10 protein-coding genes are annotated in these 16,374 nt (G+C 43.9%); 8 read left to right on the top strand and 2 right to left on the bottom strand.

What is annotated here, in order from left to right:
- Positions 1 to 3: 3 nt before the first annotated feature.
- Both L0M98_RS21340 and L0M98_RS21335 read right to left on the bottom strand, forming a co-directional pair.
- Positions 4 to 606, bottom strand: coding sequence for an FKBP-type peptidyl-prolyl cis-trans isomerase (locus L0M98_RS21340; protein ID WP_099291904.1), 603 nt, complete (start codon positions 604 to 606; stop codon positions 4 to 6).
- 69 nt (positions 607 to 675) lie between these two features.
- On the bottom strand, positions 676 to 1,323 hold the full coding sequence (locus tag L0M98_RS21335; protein WP_186978516.1) for an ABC transporter ATP-binding protein: 648 nt from the start codon (positions 1,321 to 1,323) through the stop codon (positions 676 to 678).
- 177 nt (positions 1,324 to 1,500) lie between these two features.
- On the opposite strand from L0M98_RS21335, the gene L0M98_RS21330 reads away from it, so the two are divergent.
- The 8 genes from L0M98_RS21330 to L0M98_RS21295 all read left to right on the top strand — a co-directional run bounded on the left by L0M98_RS21330 (position 1,501) and on the right by L0M98_RS21295 (position 16,346).
- Positions 1,501 to 3,630, top strand: a complete 2,130-nt coding sequence (locus tag L0M98_RS21330; RefSeq protein WP_370645697.1) for a Tex family protein — start codon at positions 1,501 to 1,503, stop codon at positions 3,628 to 3,630.
- Positions 3,631 to 3,863: 233 nt separating this feature from the next.
- Complete coding sequence (locus tag L0M98_RS21325) at positions 3,864 to 7,385, top strand: SusC/RagA family TonB-linked outer membrane protein (protein WP_227217724.1); 3,522 nt, start codon at positions 3,864 to 3,866, stop codon at positions 7,383 to 7,385.
- A 26-nt stretch (positions 7,386 to 7,411) separates the two neighbouring features.
- Entirely contained in the window at positions 7,412 to 8,836 is a 1,425-nt protein-coding gene (locus L0M98_RS21320; RefSeq protein ID WP_227217725.1) for a RagB/SusD family nutrient uptake outer membrane protein, read from the top strand.
- Between the two features lie 21 nt (positions 8,837 to 8,857).
- Complete coding sequence (locus L0M98_RS21315) at positions 8,858 to 9,760, top strand: hypothetical protein (RefSeq protein ID WP_227217726.1); 903 nt, start codon at positions 8,858 to 8,860, stop codon at positions 9,758 to 9,760.
- Positions 9,761 to 10,020: 260 nt separating this feature from the next.
- Complete coding sequence (locus tag L0M98_RS21310; RefSeq protein WP_227217727.1) at positions 10,021 to 10,944, top strand: ABC transporter ATP-binding protein; 924 nt, start codon at positions 10,021 to 10,023, stop codon at positions 10,942 to 10,944.
- Positions 10,945 to 10,969: 25 nt separating this feature from the next.
- Positions 10,970 to 13,267: a Gldg family protein gene (locus L0M98_RS21305; protein WP_227217728.1), complete on the top strand. Its 2,298-nt coding sequence runs from the start codon at positions 10,970 to 10,972 to the stop codon at positions 13,265 to 13,267.
- Positions 13,268 to 13,468: 201 nt separating this feature from the next.
- A complete protein-coding gene (locus L0M98_RS21300) occupies positions 13,469 to 14,614 on the top strand; it encodes a 6-bladed beta-propeller (protein WP_227217729.1) in 1,146 nt (381 codons plus the stop codon).
- 55 nt (positions 14,615 to 14,669) lie between these two features.
- Positions 14,670 to 16,346: a TlpA disulfide reductase family protein gene (locus L0M98_RS21295; RefSeq protein WP_227217730.1), complete on the top strand. Its 1,677-nt coding sequence runs from the start codon at positions 14,670 to 14,672 to the stop codon at positions 16,344 to 16,346.
- Positions 16,347 to 16,374 lie beyond the last annotated feature (28 nt).

Below are 16,374 nucleotides of genomic sequence, written 5' to 3'. Positions count from 1 at the left end.
AAATTATACTATATCTAATAATTCTATATCAAAAATCAACGTTTCGTTCGGTCCGATAGCCTGTCCGGCTCCATGAGCACCGTAAGCCAAATCGGAGGGAATGAATAATTGCCATTTTGAACCCACGGGCATCAGTTGCAATGCCTCTACCCAACCCGGAATCACCCCGTTCACGGGAAATTCGGCAGGCTCTCCGCGGCGATATGAAGAGTCGAACACGGCACCGTTAATCAGGCGTCCCTCGTAATGACATTTCACGGTATCGCTTGCTTTCGGGGTAGCTCCTTTACCCTCGGAGATTACCTTGTATTGTAACCCGCTAGGCAGGGTGATTACACCACTTTGTCCTTTATTGTCGTTCAAGAATTTTTCTCCGGCTTCTTTAGCGGCTTTACCTCTGTCGTCCTGTAACTTGGTAAAGAATTCTTGCAAGATGTTATTTGCTTCTTCCGGTTTGATTTCCGGCATTTGACCGGCATAAACTGTTTTCAGTGCGTCGAGAAGGGCTTCCGGATTGATGGTGTTGACTCCTGATGAAAGGAGGTTGCTAGCGAAACTTAGTCCTAAACAGTAACTCACTTTGTCTAACTCTTCAGTATATTTCATTGAAAGGTTTAATTAATAAATAAATATTTTGTTCATTAAGATGCAAATGTAAGAACATTGAGCGAAATCTCAAATCATACCGTCATTTAATTTTATTTGCCTGTCCGACATGGTCGCGAGTTCCGTGTCATGCGTGACGATGACGAAGGTTTGCCCGAGTTCTTCACGCAGGGTAAAAAAGAGTTGGTGCAACTCGCTTTTCGTGCGGGTATCGAGATTACCCGAGGGTTCGTCGGCAAGTATCACGCGGGGGTGGTTGACGAGGGCACGTGCCACGGACACCCGTTGTTGTTCCCCGCCGGACAGTTGATTGGGCTTGTGCGTCGTACGGTCACCCAGTCCAAGCATTTTCAGTAATTCCAGTGCTTGTTTCTCGGCTTCCTTTTTGCCTGTCCCCTTTATCCATGCCGGGATACATACATTTTCAAGAGCGGTGAATTCCGGTAATAAATGGTGAAATTGGAACACGAACCCGATGTTACTGTTGCGGAACACGGATAGTTTGTTCGGGGCGAGGCGAGCCACGTTGACGGAATCGTAAAGGATTTCTCCCTCGTCCGGGCTGTCAAGTGTACCTAGAATATGCAACAATGTACTTTTACCGGCACCGCTTGCCCCGACAATCGTGACAATCTCTTTTTCTTTTATCGAGAGATTGATACCTTTCAGTACTTTTAGCTCCCCGTAACTTTTGACTATATTTTTAATCTCTATCATGTTTCCATTTTAATTTTTGATTTATGATTTCAGATTACATGATTCCTTCCCGCCAATCAACGTTTTTTTTATCGCGAATCGTGAATCGTAAGTCATAAATTTTGTGGGTAAAGATAGTGATTAAAATAAAGTGTGCGTATATTAGCCGTCTAAAATAAATGACGTATGGAGTATTACATGGATCCGATAGCTTTCGTGACCCGGAAGAGTGGTTTCGAGAGTAGATTTGTAAGAAATTTGTTAGGATTGCTGGACGAAGGAGCCACGATTCCTTTTATATCCCGGTACCGGAAAGAGATGACCGGAAGTATGGATGAGGTACAGGTCGGACAGGTGCGGGAGATGTACGAGCAGTTCAAAGAACTGGAAAAACGGAAGAAAACGGTATTGGAAAGTGTCGAACAACAAGATAAATTAACCCCGGAACTGAAAGGGCAAATCGAGAATTGTACTGAACTTCGGGTATTGGAAGATATTTATTTGCCTTATAAGCCGAAAAAGCAGACCCGTGCGTCGAAGGCGAAAGCGAAGGGCTTGGAGCCGTTGGCGGATATTTTGACACGTCAGGAACACGGGGACGTGTGGACAAAAGTAGCCCGTTTCGTGAAAGGCGACGTGGCGAGCGAGGAGGATGCTTTGCAAGGGGCAAGAGATATTATTGCCGAACGGGTGAGCGAGAACGAGCGTGCCCGCAACACGATTCGCCGTTTTTTTGACCGGGTTGCGGTCGTGGAAGCGAAAGTGGTGAAGGGCAAAGAGGAGGAGGGCGAAAAGTTTGCCGATTATTTTGATTATTCCGAACCGTTACGGCGAGTACCCTCGCATCGTATGCTGGCTATACGTCGGGGGGAGGCGGAAGGCGTGTTAAAGGTAAGCATCGGGATTCCGGAAGACGAGGCCTTGGAGTCGTTGGAGCGGATTTTCGTGAAAGCTCGTAATGATAGTGCCGAACAGGTGGCGATGGCAGTGAAAGACGGTTACAAGCGTTTATTGCTGTCGTCGATAGAAACGGAATATTTGCAGTCGGGTAAGCAAAAGGCGGACGAGGAGGCCATAAAAGTGTTTGCCGAGAATCTGCGGCAATTGCTTTTGGCACCGCCGTTGGGCAACAAACGGGTGTTGGGTATTGATCCCGGGTTCCGCACGGGGTGCAAGGTGGTCTGTCTGGATGAAACAGGTAATCTGGTGCATAACGAAACGATATTCCCGCATCCGCCCCAGAACGAGGTGAAACAAGCCGCCAACAAGATCTCGAATCTGGTGAATTCTTACCGGATAGAGGCTATCGCGATCGGGAATGGAACGGCGGGACGGGAAACGGAGCGTTTCATACAAAATCTGCGTTATGACCGGGAGATACAAGTCTTCGTGGTCAGCGAGAGCGGGGCGTCTATTTATTCCGCCTCGAAGATTGCCCGGGATGAATTTCCGCAATATGACGTGACGGTACGGGGTGCCGTGTCTATCGGGCGTCGGTTAATGGACCCGCTTGCCGAGTTGGTAAAGATCGACCCCAAGTCTATCGGGGTGGGACAATACCAGCATGATGTCGATCAGACGAAATTGAAGGGGAGTCTTGACCGGGTGGTGGAGTCCTGCGTGAACCGTGTTGGGGTAAATGTCAACACGGCAAGCAAATATCTGTTGACGTACGTTTCGGGCTTGGGGCCGACATTGGCCGAAAACGTGGTAGCCTATATCAAGGAAAACGGTGCGTTCAAGAGTCGTAACGAGTTGAAGAAGGTGAAGCGAATGGGTGAGAAGGCTTTCGAGCAATGTGCCGGGTTCTTGCGGATAGAGGGAGCGGTGAACCCGTTGGATAACTCGTCCGTGCATCCGGAGTCTTACGCGGTGGTGGAACGTATGGCGAAAGATTTAGGGTTGCCGTTGACCTCGTTGATCGGTAACGAGGAGGCTTGTAATAAAATAGACTTGTCCCGTTACGTGGACGACAGGATCGGGTTGCCTACCTTGAAGGATATCATAGATGAATTGAAAAAGCCGGGGCGTGACCCTCGTTCCGTGGCGAAAGTATTCAGTTTTGCCGAGAATATTCACACGATTGACGATTTGGAATTGGGAATGGTGGTTCCGGGTATCGTGACGAACTTGACGAATTTCGGGGCATTCGTGGATATAGGCGTGAAGCAGGACGGGTTGGTGCATATCTCGGAGATCGCGGATAAATATATTTCTAACCCGGCGGATGTGCTTTCGTTGAATCAGCACGTGACGGTGAAAATCACGCAAGTGGATAAAGCCCGGAAACGGATAGGTTTGTCAATGAAGCAATGCCCGCGTGATTAACCGTGCTGCACGGGGATGAGCAAGGGAATATCATCCCCCGTGCTAACTTTAAACTATGTTATAGGGTGAAAATACATTATCTTTTACCCACCGAATCACCCGGGTAAAGAGTAGTCGGCGTGCACTCGGGGTGCTTAATTCCTGTTAAAACGTGGGCTAAGTGTGGGCGAACAGTAGGCGAATATCAGGCGATGCCGCCTAAAACCCGCCTAAAACTCATTCAAAACTCGTGTATGAGGGTAGATTTTGGGTATCCTTTCATGAACATGCAAGTTTATGGGCAGGAGAAGACGAAGCGAATTTCTCTAAAAGTGGCGAATGTGTCTGTTTTACAGGCGCTACACGAAGTGAACCGTTTGTGCGGTAACTGGGTGATGTTCCGTACAGAGGAGGTTGTAAAGGAGAAGGGGCGGGTTACGGTGGATGTGAAAAATAAGTCGGTGCTGGAAGTGGTGAAAGAGTGTTTGAAGGGGACGGCTTTGGGATGCGTGGAGAAGGACGGTAAGATTATTGTCACGGTTGAAGGAGTGAAGATATTGAGAATCACGGGACTCGTAACGGATGGGAAGGCTCCGCTTCCGGGAGCGACGGTGCTGGTGAAGGGGTTGACTATGGGAACGGTGACGGATGCCAAGGGAAGGTATGTTTTGAGTCTGCCGATGATGGAGAAGCTGACTTTGTTGTTCTCTTTTATGGGGATGGAAACCCGGGAAGTCGTGTACGCGGGAAAGGATACGATAAACGTGGTGTTGCGGGAGGACGTGAAACAGATGAGTGAAGTGGTGGTAACGGGTTACGGTAGTGTTTCCAAGGGAAATTACACGGGGGCCAGTACCACGGTACGGGCAGAGGATATCATGATGGCAGGGGCTACTTCCGTGGATCAGATGTTGCAAGGCGTGGTGCCGGGTATGCTGGTGCGAAATTCGACGGGGCAGGTGGGGGCTACCCCGAAAGTGCGGGTGCGTGGAACTTCCACGTTGTTGGGTAGTCAAGAGCCCGTGTGGGTGGTGGATGGTGTGATCCAACGGGACCCGCAACCGTTCAATTTGGAGGATAACATGAAATTTTCCGTGGATGCCGATGATATTAAGCAACTGGCAGGGAATGCAATCTCTTGGTTGAACCCGAACGACATTGAGACAATCACAGTGTTGAAGGATGCCTCGGCCACGGCTATTTACGGGTCGAAAGCCGCAAATGGCGTGATCGTGATCACGACGAAGAAAGCGACTATCGGAAAATTGCAAGTGAATTATTCCGGTGATTTTTCCATTGGTCAGCGTCCTCACTATGGCTTGTATGATTTGATGAACTCTGCCGAGCGGATGGAGCTTTCGCGGGATATTTACATGGAGCGCAGGAACTTCAATGCAGCAGATATTGTATTGCCGATAGGTTACGAGGGGTTATTAAAGCGTTACTTGGATAAGGAGATTTCGCTGAAGGAGATGGATACGGAGTACCAGAAGATGTCTCGTCAGAATACGGACTGGTTCAAGATATTGTTCCGCAATTCATTCAATCATAACCACTCGTTGAGTATTAGCGGAGGATCTGAGAAGCTCCAGAACCGAACCTCTTTCGGTTACAGTCGTCAATTGGGTGATGCGAAAGGAAATAATTTGTCGCAATTTACGGTGGTCTCGAATACTACGGTACAATTATGGAATCAATTAACTGTGAACATGACTGTGAACGGTAGTACGCGTAAAGTGGACGGTTTCGCTTACGGGGTGGATCCTTTCTCGTATGCTTACGCAACCTCTCGGGTGATCCCTTGTTATGAGGAGGATGGTTCCCTTTTCTATCATGAAAAATCAGGACGCGGTAGTGAGGCTATTAGGGATAAGACTGTATATAATTATAATATTCTTAATGAAAAGATGCACACGGGAAGTTCTAATTATATCCGCACGTGGGGGACCGTATTTGATTTACGGTGGCGGATATTCGAGGATATAGAATACCAAGGGATGTTTTCCTATTCTTCTTCTTCTTCCGACACGAAGAAATATGCCTCGGAGCGTTCTCATTATATTTCTGAGATTCGAGGGTACGAGTATGGAACAGTGGCTCCCAATAGCGTAGAAGTGACTTCTACGCCTTTACCGATGGGTGGTTTACTGGAGACGGATTTGACGAATGTGTCGACTATTGCAACTCGAAATTCGTTGATGTATAATAAACTTTTAAACTTTAAACATCAGATTTCCGTGCAAGTGGGGATTGAAACTAATTCTGCTAAAACCAAGGGAGAAACTAACGTGCGTTGGGGATATATGCCGGATCGAGGAGAAACGTTTGCCATACCACCGACCGTGTATTACTTGTATGGAAGTACTTCGAGAAATAATGTTGATAAAGTTTCGGGCAAACATAGCGTGTTGAATCGCATTGAGAACACGTTGAGTGAATATGCGATGGCTGTTTATTCCTATGATGATCGTTACGTGGTAAACTTGAGTGGTCGTTTCGATGCTTCTAATCGTTTCGGTCAAGATAAGAATAAACGTTTGCAACCTACTTGGTCTGCGGGGGTGAAGTGGCGGGTTGTTAACGAGCATTTTCTCGGGAAACACTGGTGGTTGAATAATTTGGATCTTTACGGATCTTTTGGGTACCAAGGAAATGCGGTGAGTTCTGTATCACCAGAATTAATTACTACCGATGTGTACGAGTATTTGTACAATTCTTACGGGTTGGAGATTGTTTCTTTGCCTTACCCGGATCTTGGTTGGGAAAAGACGAAAACATGGAATGTGGGAATTGATGCCGCTTTCTTGAATGGACGTGTGAATTTTAATTTTAACTGGTTTAAGAAGATTAGTGATGTATTATCGTCCAAAGGGGTTGCTTTAGAAAATGGGGTGGCTAACGGGATAGTTTCTGGTTCCACGATGGAGAATTCCGGGTATGATTTCGTGATCAATGTGGTACCCGTGAGAAGGAAGGATTTCACGTGGCAGTTGTCGTTGAACACGTCGGTGACGAAAAACAAAGTGACAAAGAATAATAGGGTAAACTTGTTAGACGATTATTTGAATGGTAATTGTATAGTGGATGGAGAACCTTTTTCCACGTTCTACTCTTACGTGTTCGATGAGTTGGAACAGGAGTACGGGCGTCCCCGTTTCAAGTACATGGATTTGGAATCCGTGAATGATATCAAGGATTTTATGGTGAAGTCAGGTAAGTTTACTCCAGATTTCTCGGGAGGATTGAACACGATGTTCAAGTATAAAAATCTCACTCTATACGCTTTGTTTGCAGTGCAATGGGGTGGGCATAATCGCTTGCCGAATCTGTACGAGGCAACAATGGCCAGAGATGGGCTTCCGCTTCCACACCAGAATGTTTCTAAAAAATTGTTGAATCGATGGAAAAAAACGGGAGATAACACGAGTATACCTTCGCTTCCAGGTATTAATAGTTACGGGGATTATATTTTGTTCCCGACAAATTCTGTATTGATGGTTAATTACAAATCAAGAGAAAGTTCCTACGTGATGTATAACCAATCCGATTTACGGGTGGCTAACACAGACTTTATTCGTTGTCGTTCGCTCTCGTTGGCTTATAATTTTGGAGAGAAGACGTTGAGCCAAATTGGGTTGAGTTATTTGCAATTGAAGTTGAGCATGACTAACCCGTTCATGTGGGTGTCCGACAAGAAATGGGATGGATTGGACCCGGAGACGGGTAACTGGCCGACTCGACGGGTGACTTCATTTTCTGTTCAAGTGATGTTTTAGAAATTAACTACTAAATAGATGAAGAAATGAGAAAGTATAGAAATATATGTGTCGCATTGAGTTTGATCTTCTCGCAAGTGTTGGGGGGATGTTCGAGATTTCTCGAGGAGTCTTCGCAGGATGAGTCGATCCCTACGACCACGACAGATTATAGTGAATTACTGATGATGTACATGTATAAGACTCAATTGTCTAATTATGATGTACTTTTTTACTTGGATGATGATTTGATGTTGAATGAGAGTAAATTACCAACAGGTAGTTTTATCTGGGGATTGGCTGCATTGAGTCGCACGTTCACTTGGCAACCGGATATGTGGGAACAAGAGAACGCTCCAGATAATGGCTACACGTACACTTACACGCAAATTATGGGTATTAATGCCGTGTTAGATGGAGTCGAGAATGCCGTCGGAACCCAACAAGATAGAGATTTGATTCGTGCGGAGGCATTGGGGTTGCGTGCTTTTGGGTATTTCCGAATCGTGAATATGTTCGGGGAACCTTATAATTATAATAAGAAAGCGTTGGGAGTACCTTTAAAATTGACGGCAGCCTTGGTGGAGAACGGGATTGCCCGAAGTACCGTGGAAGATGTGTATAATCAAATTGTAATTGACCTGGAAGAGGCTTCCCGATTGTTTGCTAAATACCCAAAAACGAGAGGTAACTACCGGATGAATGGAACGACCGTGGATATTTTGTTGGCTCGGACTTATCTCTACATGGAGGAATACGACAAGGCGATCACTGTGGCTACTCGGGCTATTGAGTCTTCCGAAGGGTTGAGTGATTACACGAAGATGAGTTACGGAGAAAGAGAATTTAGCTTGAGTACGTATAACCTCTCCGAGGTGGAATGGTTGTATGGATATGCTTATTTTGATGATGTCTTGAGTCCAACCGAGAGTTTGTTGTCGGGGTTTACGCATGGTGACAAACGTAGAGATTTTTGGTTCCCAATAAATGGAACCGAGATATATAAATTACTTGTTCCGGGAGAGCTTGGCAGTGGTGGAGGTGTGAGAACGCCGGGGTATGCTATTCGGATTTCTGAGGCGTACCTAACACGTGCGGAAGCTAAGGTGTTGGCGACAGAGAACAAGGACGAGGATGGGGCGTTGGCAGATTTGAATGAATTGCGCCGCCATCGTATCACGGGCTACACGGATGAGAGAAGTACGACGGGGGTGCTGGAAAAAATTCGTCAAGAACGGCGCCTTGAATTATGTTATGAATTTCACCGCTGGTTTGATTTGCGTCGTTACGGTATGCCGTCTATCACGAGGAAATTCAAGCAACGTAAAGAAGACCAATATCTAATTTATACTTTGAACGAGAAAGATCTGATGTACACTTTGCCTTTCCCGTTGGAAGTTATTGATAAGAATATACAATTGGTGCAAAATGCTTCAGCCAAGGCTCCGGAGCGAGAAGGAGTATTGGAATAACCATTTAATCATGTAATAAATATGAAGACTATAAATTTATATTTGATAATTTTATGCTTGTTCGGGTGCATGGCTTGTGCAGACTATGATGAGGTAGGCGACGTGGAAACGTTATCACCGGATTACGTGTTGCCGCAAGGAAAATCTCCTGCGGATGGTCGGATCGTGGAGTATTATAATATGTACAAGAGTTACATATTGTACGAGTATTCACATCCTGATTTCATGTATGGTCTATCACAAACTAACCTGAGTTATATTTATGGAAAAGTTGATCCTCAATGTATGGATATAGTGTTAGATTTTCTAGAAGATATTTGGTTTGATTTATATCCTATTGATTTTCACGTGAAATATATGCCTTATAAAATTATTGTCGTTGAGTTCATGAAGGATGTACTGGGAACGAGTAAATTTGCGACAATGGGAAAGGATGGACAGTCGTTTTACGTGAATGATTGTTCTGCGGAATTGAGCAAATTGTCAGCAGTGGAGAAACGAACTTACAAAAATGATCTACAATCGAGTTTGTGGAATTTTTGGTGTAACAATGTTACTTTTGAGTTCCCGAAGGAATTTTACGAGGTGAGTGACTATACGCGGGCAGCCAAAGATTATGATCCCGTAAATCCCGATGATCCGGATTTTGCTTTGGCTCGTGGGTTTATGCCGCAATGGAATGCTAATCAAAATAAGTATATTTTTAATTGGTGTCTTAATGTGCATTATCAAACAAAGTTAGTGGATTCAAAGTTGGATTTACAACATTTTATGAATGCCATGGTAACCCGTACTGTTGAGGAATGGGGGGATTATCTCGAGAAGTATCCTTTGATAAAACGGAAGTATGATATTTTGTACGATTGGTTTTTAGATAAATATAAGGTAGATCTGAAGAAGGTTGGGGAAGTTACCTATAATTAAGAGATAGAAGGGGTGGCAAAAGTCCATTCCCTTCTAAAACACCTCTATCTGCTTCACAGCTACCTCTGTTTATAGAGGGAGTATCCCGAAGAGGGGAGGGAGTTTGGGAAATGACTTTTGGCACCCCCTTGTGTAAACACAATTTCGTGGTGGTTCGGCAGTAATGAAGAACCGCATGTGAGAATGTCGTGTCCAAGAAAAAGAGTTTGGATTGTGAGTATTATTAGATAAATCATTGTAATAAGTTAATTTAGAGATTTATGGAAGATTCGATTTTGAGGGTTGAGAGATTGTCCCATCGTTATAGCGTACAGTGGGCGGTAAGGGACATTAGTTTCGAGATTAGTAAAAACGGTATTTACGGTCTGTTAGGTTCCAACGGGGCTGGGAAATCAACGATGATGAACATCATCTGTGGTGTTCTCAAGCAAACAGAGGGAAGTGTCTATATCAAGGGAATTGATATGCGAGAGGATCCGGTGGCGGCTAAGCGGCATATCGGTTTCTTACCTCAACAACCGCCGTTGCAGATGGATTTGACCGTGGAAGAATACCTGGAGTATTGCTCCTTCATGCGGGATGTTCCAGCCAAAGAGGTGAGCAAAGCGATAGGCAAGGTGTTGGAACGCTGCGGAATTACCCATTTCCGAAAACGGTTGATTCATAACCTTTCCGGGGGATACCAACAGCGCGTGGGGATTGCTCAAGCTATTATTCATGAGCCTGCCATCGTTGTGCTGGATGAACCCACGAACGGTTTGGATCCCAATCAGATCGTGGAGGTTCGTCACTTGATCAAGACGATAGCCGAGGAACGTACCGTGATTCTTTCCACACATATTTTGCCGGAGGTGCAGGCCACGTGTGAGTATATCCGTATGATAGAGCAAGGGACGCTGGTGTTTTCCGGAAGCGTGGATGAGTTTGATAATTATATCGTTCCCAGTACGGTGCTGGTATCTTTGATTGCTTGCCCGCCTGTGGATGAATTGCGAGCCGGTATTCCTGGTGTGCTTCAAGTGGAGGAATTAGGGGGAACAAGGTATCGTCTTCATTTTTCTAACGCACAGGAAGCATTGGAAAAAGTGGCAGAGGTGAGTGCTGCCCGTGGTTGGCGTTTAAATGAGTTAAATATGGAGAAAAGTTCATTAGATACCATATTTGCAGAATTATCAAAAAAATAACGTAAACGGATAAAGAATATATAAAATGAAAAAGATATTCAAGATAGCGAAAATGGAGTTGCAAACGCTCTTTTACTCGCCGATAGCATGGTTGATTCTTGTGATTTTCGTGTTCCAAGCGGTGACAAATTTCATGGGAAATATGGAGAGATTGGTACACTCTCAAGAAATAGGATATACGGTGAATAATATTACAAACAAGTTATTTTCAGCTCCTTGGACAGGATTATTTACGGCTGTACAAGGGTATCTGTATCTTTATATCCCGCTTTTGACAATGGGATTGATGAGTCGGGAATTGAGCAGCGGTTCGATTAAATTGTTGTACTCATCACCAGTGACGAACTGGCAAATTATTCTTGGGAAGTATCTTTCGATGATGCTCTATGGAGGGGTATTAATTATGGCGTTGTTGGTAATTGTCGTGTTCGGTGCTTTCACGGTTAAGGATTTTGATTTCCCGTTGATATTATCGGGTTTGTTGGGACTTTATTTCTTGATTTGCGCTTATGCTGCAGTGGGATTGTTTATGTCAAGTTTGACGTCATATCAAGTGGTGGTGGCCATCATGACACTGGTAATACTCGGTTTGTTGAATTACGTGAAAGATTTATGGCAAGAATTCGAGTTGGTACGGGAGATCACTTACTGGTTGTCGATTTCAGGACGTTCAGGGGAATTTATTAGTGGTTTGATTTGTAGCGAGGATGTGATCTATTTTATCACTGTGTCTGCTTTATTTTTGGTTTTGACCGTGATTCGGTTGCAGGCGAATCGTCAAAAGGCTCGCTGGACAATGACGATTGGGAAGTACATGGGGGTGTTGTTGATTGCCAGTGTGATCGGGTATTTCTCATCTCGTCCCACGTTGATGACCTATTATGATACTACTGCTACAAAGTCGAACACGTTGACAGAGAACAGTCAAGATGTAGTAGCGAAGATGAAAGGTGGATTGACAATTACGACATACGTGAATGCATTGGATTTAAACGATTTACGGACAGCAATGCCTGATCAAGTAAAACGAGATCAGGAACATTTTCGCCAATACGTGCGTTTTAAACCCGAGATTAAGATGAAGTATGTGTATTATTATGACACGATTACAGATGCTTATCAAGATAAACGTTGGCCAGATAAAAATACAAAAGAACGCTTCCAGGAGGTCGTGAAAAATTATCATTTAGATTCCACATTGTTTATTACACCGGAAGAGATACGGAAACAGATAGATTTGTGGCCGGAAGGAAATAGGTTCGTGCGTTTATTGGAACGGGAAAGTGGGGAGAAAACTTTTTTACGTGTGTATAATGATATGATTCATCAGCCGTTAGAAACAGAAATTACGGCTGCTTTCAAACGTTTGGTAATGGATTTGCCGAAAGTAGGTTTTTTGACGGGACATGGAGAGCGTGACGTGAAGAAGTTGGGGACCCGCGATTATAATACTTTCACGTGGGATAAGCCGTTTCGCTATGCTTTGTTGAACCAAGGATTCGATGTGGTGGAAGTGGGACTAGATGGAGAGATACCTGAAGATATTAATATACTGGTGATTGCTGAGATGAGGAGTGAATTGTCCTTAGTGCAAAAAGAAAATTTGGATCAGTATGTCGCTCGCGGGGGGAATTTGATGATTCTGAGTGAGCCAAAACGAGAGGAGTATATGAACCCGTTATTGGCAGAATTTGGGGTACAGTTAGTACCCGGATGCTTAGTTCATGTTTCGGGTAATCATGCCCCAGATCTCATGGTCGTGAAGCCAACGAAAGAGGGACAGGAATTGATTTATCATTTCGAGCAAATGAATAGCCACGAGAGTGTGGTAGTGCATCCCGGGGTATCCGGATTGACATTCATCCCGAAAAAAGGGTACAAAGCGATACCGTTGTTTGAAACTGATTCTTTAGTATGGAACGAGATGCAAACCACAGACTTCGTGGACGATACTGCTCGTTTGAATCCCGAATTGGGAGAAGTGCAGCAACGTTATGTTACGACCTTGGCCTTGATGCGCGAAGTTGACGGAAGGACACAAAAAATACTGGTGTTTGGGGATGCAGACTGTATTAGTAACGGTGAGTTGAGTATGGGGCGTAAAGGTATCCGTACGAGCAATTTCACATTGATTCCGGGTAGTTTCTTCTGGTTGTCTGACGAGGAGGTGCCCATTGATGTGCGTCGTCCAATTCCACCTGACAACCTGATTTATCTTAGCGAAAAGGAGGTTTCCACGTGGACTGTCATCCTGCGGTGGATCATCCCGTCGTTGATGATTGTTTTGGCTCTCGTGATCTGGTTGCGTAGGAGGGGAAGGTAGAAAAATAAGGTTTTAGATTGTATGGCGTGTGTCGCAAGATTTATTTTCAGCGGCACACGCCATGTTTTGATGTGGCGGTACTTAGAATCATGAAAACACTATATTTTAAGACAATCCTTTTGAAAAAACAAGAAAAAATCATAACTTACACCTGTTAACGAGAAGTGCGGACAGTAGGATTTATTTTTAAATAGATAAATTATGAGATGCTTGTTTGTGATAAGTGTTTTCCTTGTTTTAGTAGGTTGTAAAGAAAAGAAAACGACATCGAAAAGTAGTGCTCCCGTGTATGAGTTCAAGATGTCACAGAATGACCGGGTGTCACTACGGGAGATATGTGATAGTATTGAAATTATACTATTGCCTTATTTTCAGAAATCGGCTCATGGAGTGAAATCTTATAAAGGTTTGTACTACGTGTTGAACGAACAAGAGGTTTTCGTGTTCGACCGGGCGGGTGAGTTGGTCAGCCGGATTGGGGCCCAAGGCAAGGAAGAAGGACAATATGATGAGATTTCGGATGTGGTGATTGACCCATTCAATGAAAGGTTATTGCTTTTATCCCAGTGGAGAGGTGTGTTGGAATACACGTTGAAAGGGGAATATCTCAAGACGTACCGACCGCGGGGATCGATTTACCGAATATTTCCCATGAGTAAGGATGTGTTCGCTTGTTTACGTACGGCACCCGAAAAGAAGATACATTATTTTTCACGGGAGAAGAATGCTTATACTGCCAGTGCGTTTACCGTACCGGATGTGTTTGGTACGGCGTTTGATTTGTACGGGTACATGAAAGACGGGGTGAATTACGGTGCTTTCCATTTTTTGAACACGTATTATCGAATTGAGTTGGACAGGATCGTGCCTGTTTACCACTTTACCACGGGACGTTCCCCGTATCGGGTGTCGCAGGTTAAGAGCCCGCCTTTCGGGAAGCCGACGGGAAAAGCAAGGAATAATCATGGTTTGAAGCAGGAGTATCAACAGAAACGTGCAGATTGGTTGAACACGACGTTTACGGTCACGATCGGAGAGTCTAGGGCTTGGGGTGATTGGATACTGGCGAATTTTAAGGATACGCGAAAAGGTATTTTTTACCCGGAGTTCTTCTATGTTCTTTGCAACACGAAAGATCGGTCGTGTCGGAAGTTCGAGTTTTTCACGGAAGACGTGGAGTTCCCGTTGCAAACTTATTTTGATGAGGATGAGATTGTTTTCATTTGTTCCGGCGCGGATCTGGATCGGGGTGTTCCTTTCGAGATGCTTGACGAACAAGGGAAAAAGCAGTTCGAAATGGCAAAAAGTTTTAATCTGGCATGTATCGTGCGGCTGAAATTGAAATAGAAAATTTTGATATAATTTGGGATTGGCGATTATTTATTGTTATTAAAAGAAGTGTATGAAATGTAAAGGTTTAATATTTAGTCTGTGTTTGTGGATAAGTATTACGATGACGGGATGGGGACAAAATAGGGTAATAGACGTTCCTTGGTATGAAAACACGAATACATATATGTTCGATATTGTAAAGATCGAAATGACAAAAGATGCGACGATTGTAACGGGGCAAGTGAATGCTTCGCCTGACGGATGGATACGAATAGCAGGTCGGACGATTATAAAAGGGGATAGTGGTAAAGAATATAGATTATTAAGTGCAGAAGGGATTGATTTAAATCAAAAAGTTTTTTTACCGGATCCCGGTATAATGACTTTTCGACTCTATTTTGAACCTTTGGATGCGAATGAAAAGAAAATAGATTACGTGGAGGGGAATCATGAGGATGATTGGTTTATTCAAGGAATTCTTTTAGAGGCGGATTTGGAACAGAACGTGAATGCAAAGAGTTGTGTGATAGAGGGGGAAGTCGTTGGTCGTCCTTGGAGCTATCGGCTGGTGTTGATGGAATATGATGCTGACGATCGAATTCAGAATCCCAATGCAATTATTCCTATTCGAAATGGGAAATTCAAGTATGTTTGTGAGTCAAACGAGAGTAGGATGTATAGGTTGATATTTGCTGATGAATTGGCAAAAAGTGCTTATAAACCAATTGATTTCTTTGTTGAACCGGGTTCTGTGGAAATTAATATCCGTTTAGACGATTCTGATTTTGTTTCGGAGATTTATGGTGGTGAAATCAATCAATTGTATCAAAATTATTTGAAAGATAAGGAGGATAGATTTCATTTTAAAACATTGTATGCTCAATATGATTCATTGTATCGTCAAAATCTATATTTTTCACCTCAAGCGATGGAATTACATCAATTGATGTCACAGGTTCGTGATGATCGCCGGAAATTGGATAGTTTGGATGCCGTTTACGTGCAATTGAAAAGAGAGGAAAAGGCGTACACACCTCAAGTTATAGCGTTAAATGAGAAAAATAAAAGTTTACATAGACAAGGGCAAAAATGGAAAGAGGATTACATGGCACAAAATCCTTCTTTAGTAGCGTATTTCTTATTGATGGATGATTTAAATATGTTGGTAAAATATCGGGTACATGGTTTGCCGGAGGAGTTTGAAATGTTATCATTTAAAGATTTGCAGCGTTTGGAGAAAATGTATTATTCGGTTTATAAACCGATGTTTCCCGAACATTCGTACACGTCTCTGATAGCGACGATGCTTGAATCATTAAAGAAGATAGAGGTCGGGGGAAAATATATTGATTTTACGGCTCCTGATTTTGGCGGACATCCGGTGACTTTATCGGAACAGATTGATGGTAAAGTAGCTTTGATTGATTTGTGGGCGTCGTGGTGTGGACCTTGTCGGAGATATTCGAAAAGTATGATTCCGGTATATGAAAAGTATAAGTCAAAAGGTTTTACAATTGTTGGTGTTGCACGGGAGAAAAATGTACATAGTGCAAAGAATGCAGCACTTCAAGATGGTTACCCGTGGTTGAATCTGGTAGAAATTAATGATATTGGAAATATTTGGTTTAAGTACTGTGTCGGAGGGGCAGGAGGGGGAACTTTCCTCGTGGATCGGGATGGAAAGATATTGGCTGTTTGTCCGACAGTGGAGGAGGTTGAAAATATATTAGAAAAAATGTTGGATTAGGTATTGATTTTGAGTTTTGGATTGGTCG

Origin of the sequence: Butyricimonas sp. DFI.6.44 (genome assembly GCF_022132345.1) — a bacterium.
In the GTDB taxonomy this organism is placed as follows: Bacteria; Bacteroidota; Bacteroidia; order Bacteroidales; family Marinifilaceae; genus Butyricimonas; species Butyricimonas muris.
This window is presented reverse-complemented; position numbering and strand designations above follow the sequence as displayed.

What these genes read in the sequence shown, in the direction of transcription:
- L0M98_RS21340 (WP_099291904.1), bottom strand. Translation starts at nt 606, where the DNA reads ATGAAATATACTGAAGAGTTAGACAAAGTGAGTTACTGTTTAGGACTA.
- L0M98_RS21335 (WP_186978516.1), bottom strand. Translation starts at nt 1,323, where the DNA reads ATGATAGAGATTAAAAATATAGTCAAAAGTTACGGGGAGCTAAAAGTA.
- L0M98_RS21330 (WP_370645697.1), top strand. Translation starts at nt 1,501, where the DNA reads ATGGATCCGATAGCTTTCGTGACCCGGAAGAGTGGTTTCGAGAGTAGA.
- L0M98_RS21325 (WP_227217724.1), top strand. Translation starts at nt 3,864, where the DNA reads ATGAGGGTAGATTTTGGGTATCCTTTCATGAACATGCAAGTTTATGGG.
- L0M98_RS21320 (WP_227217725.1), top strand. Translation starts at nt 7,412, where the DNA reads ATGAGAAAGTATAGAAATATATGTGTCGCATTGAGTTTGATCTTCTCG.
- L0M98_RS21315 (WP_227217726.1), top strand. Translation starts at nt 8,858, where the DNA reads ATGAAGACTATAAATTTATATTTGATAATTTTATGCTTGTTCGGGTGC.
- L0M98_RS21310 (WP_227217727.1), top strand. Translation starts at nt 10,021, where the DNA reads ATGGAAGATTCGATTTTGAGGGTTGAGAGATTGTCCCATCGTTATAGC.
- L0M98_RS21305 (WP_227217728.1), top strand. Translation starts at nt 10,970, where the DNA reads ATGAAAAAGATATTCAAGATAGCGAAAATGGAGTTGCAAACGCTCTTT.
- L0M98_RS21300 (WP_227217729.1), top strand. Translation starts at nt 13,469, where the DNA reads ATGAGATGCTTGTTTGTGATAAGTGTTTTCCTTGTTTTAGTAGGTTGT.
- L0M98_RS21295 (WP_227217730.1), top strand. Translation starts at nt 14,670, where the DNA reads ATGAAATGTAAAGGTTTAATATTTAGTCTGTGTTTGTGGATAAGTATT.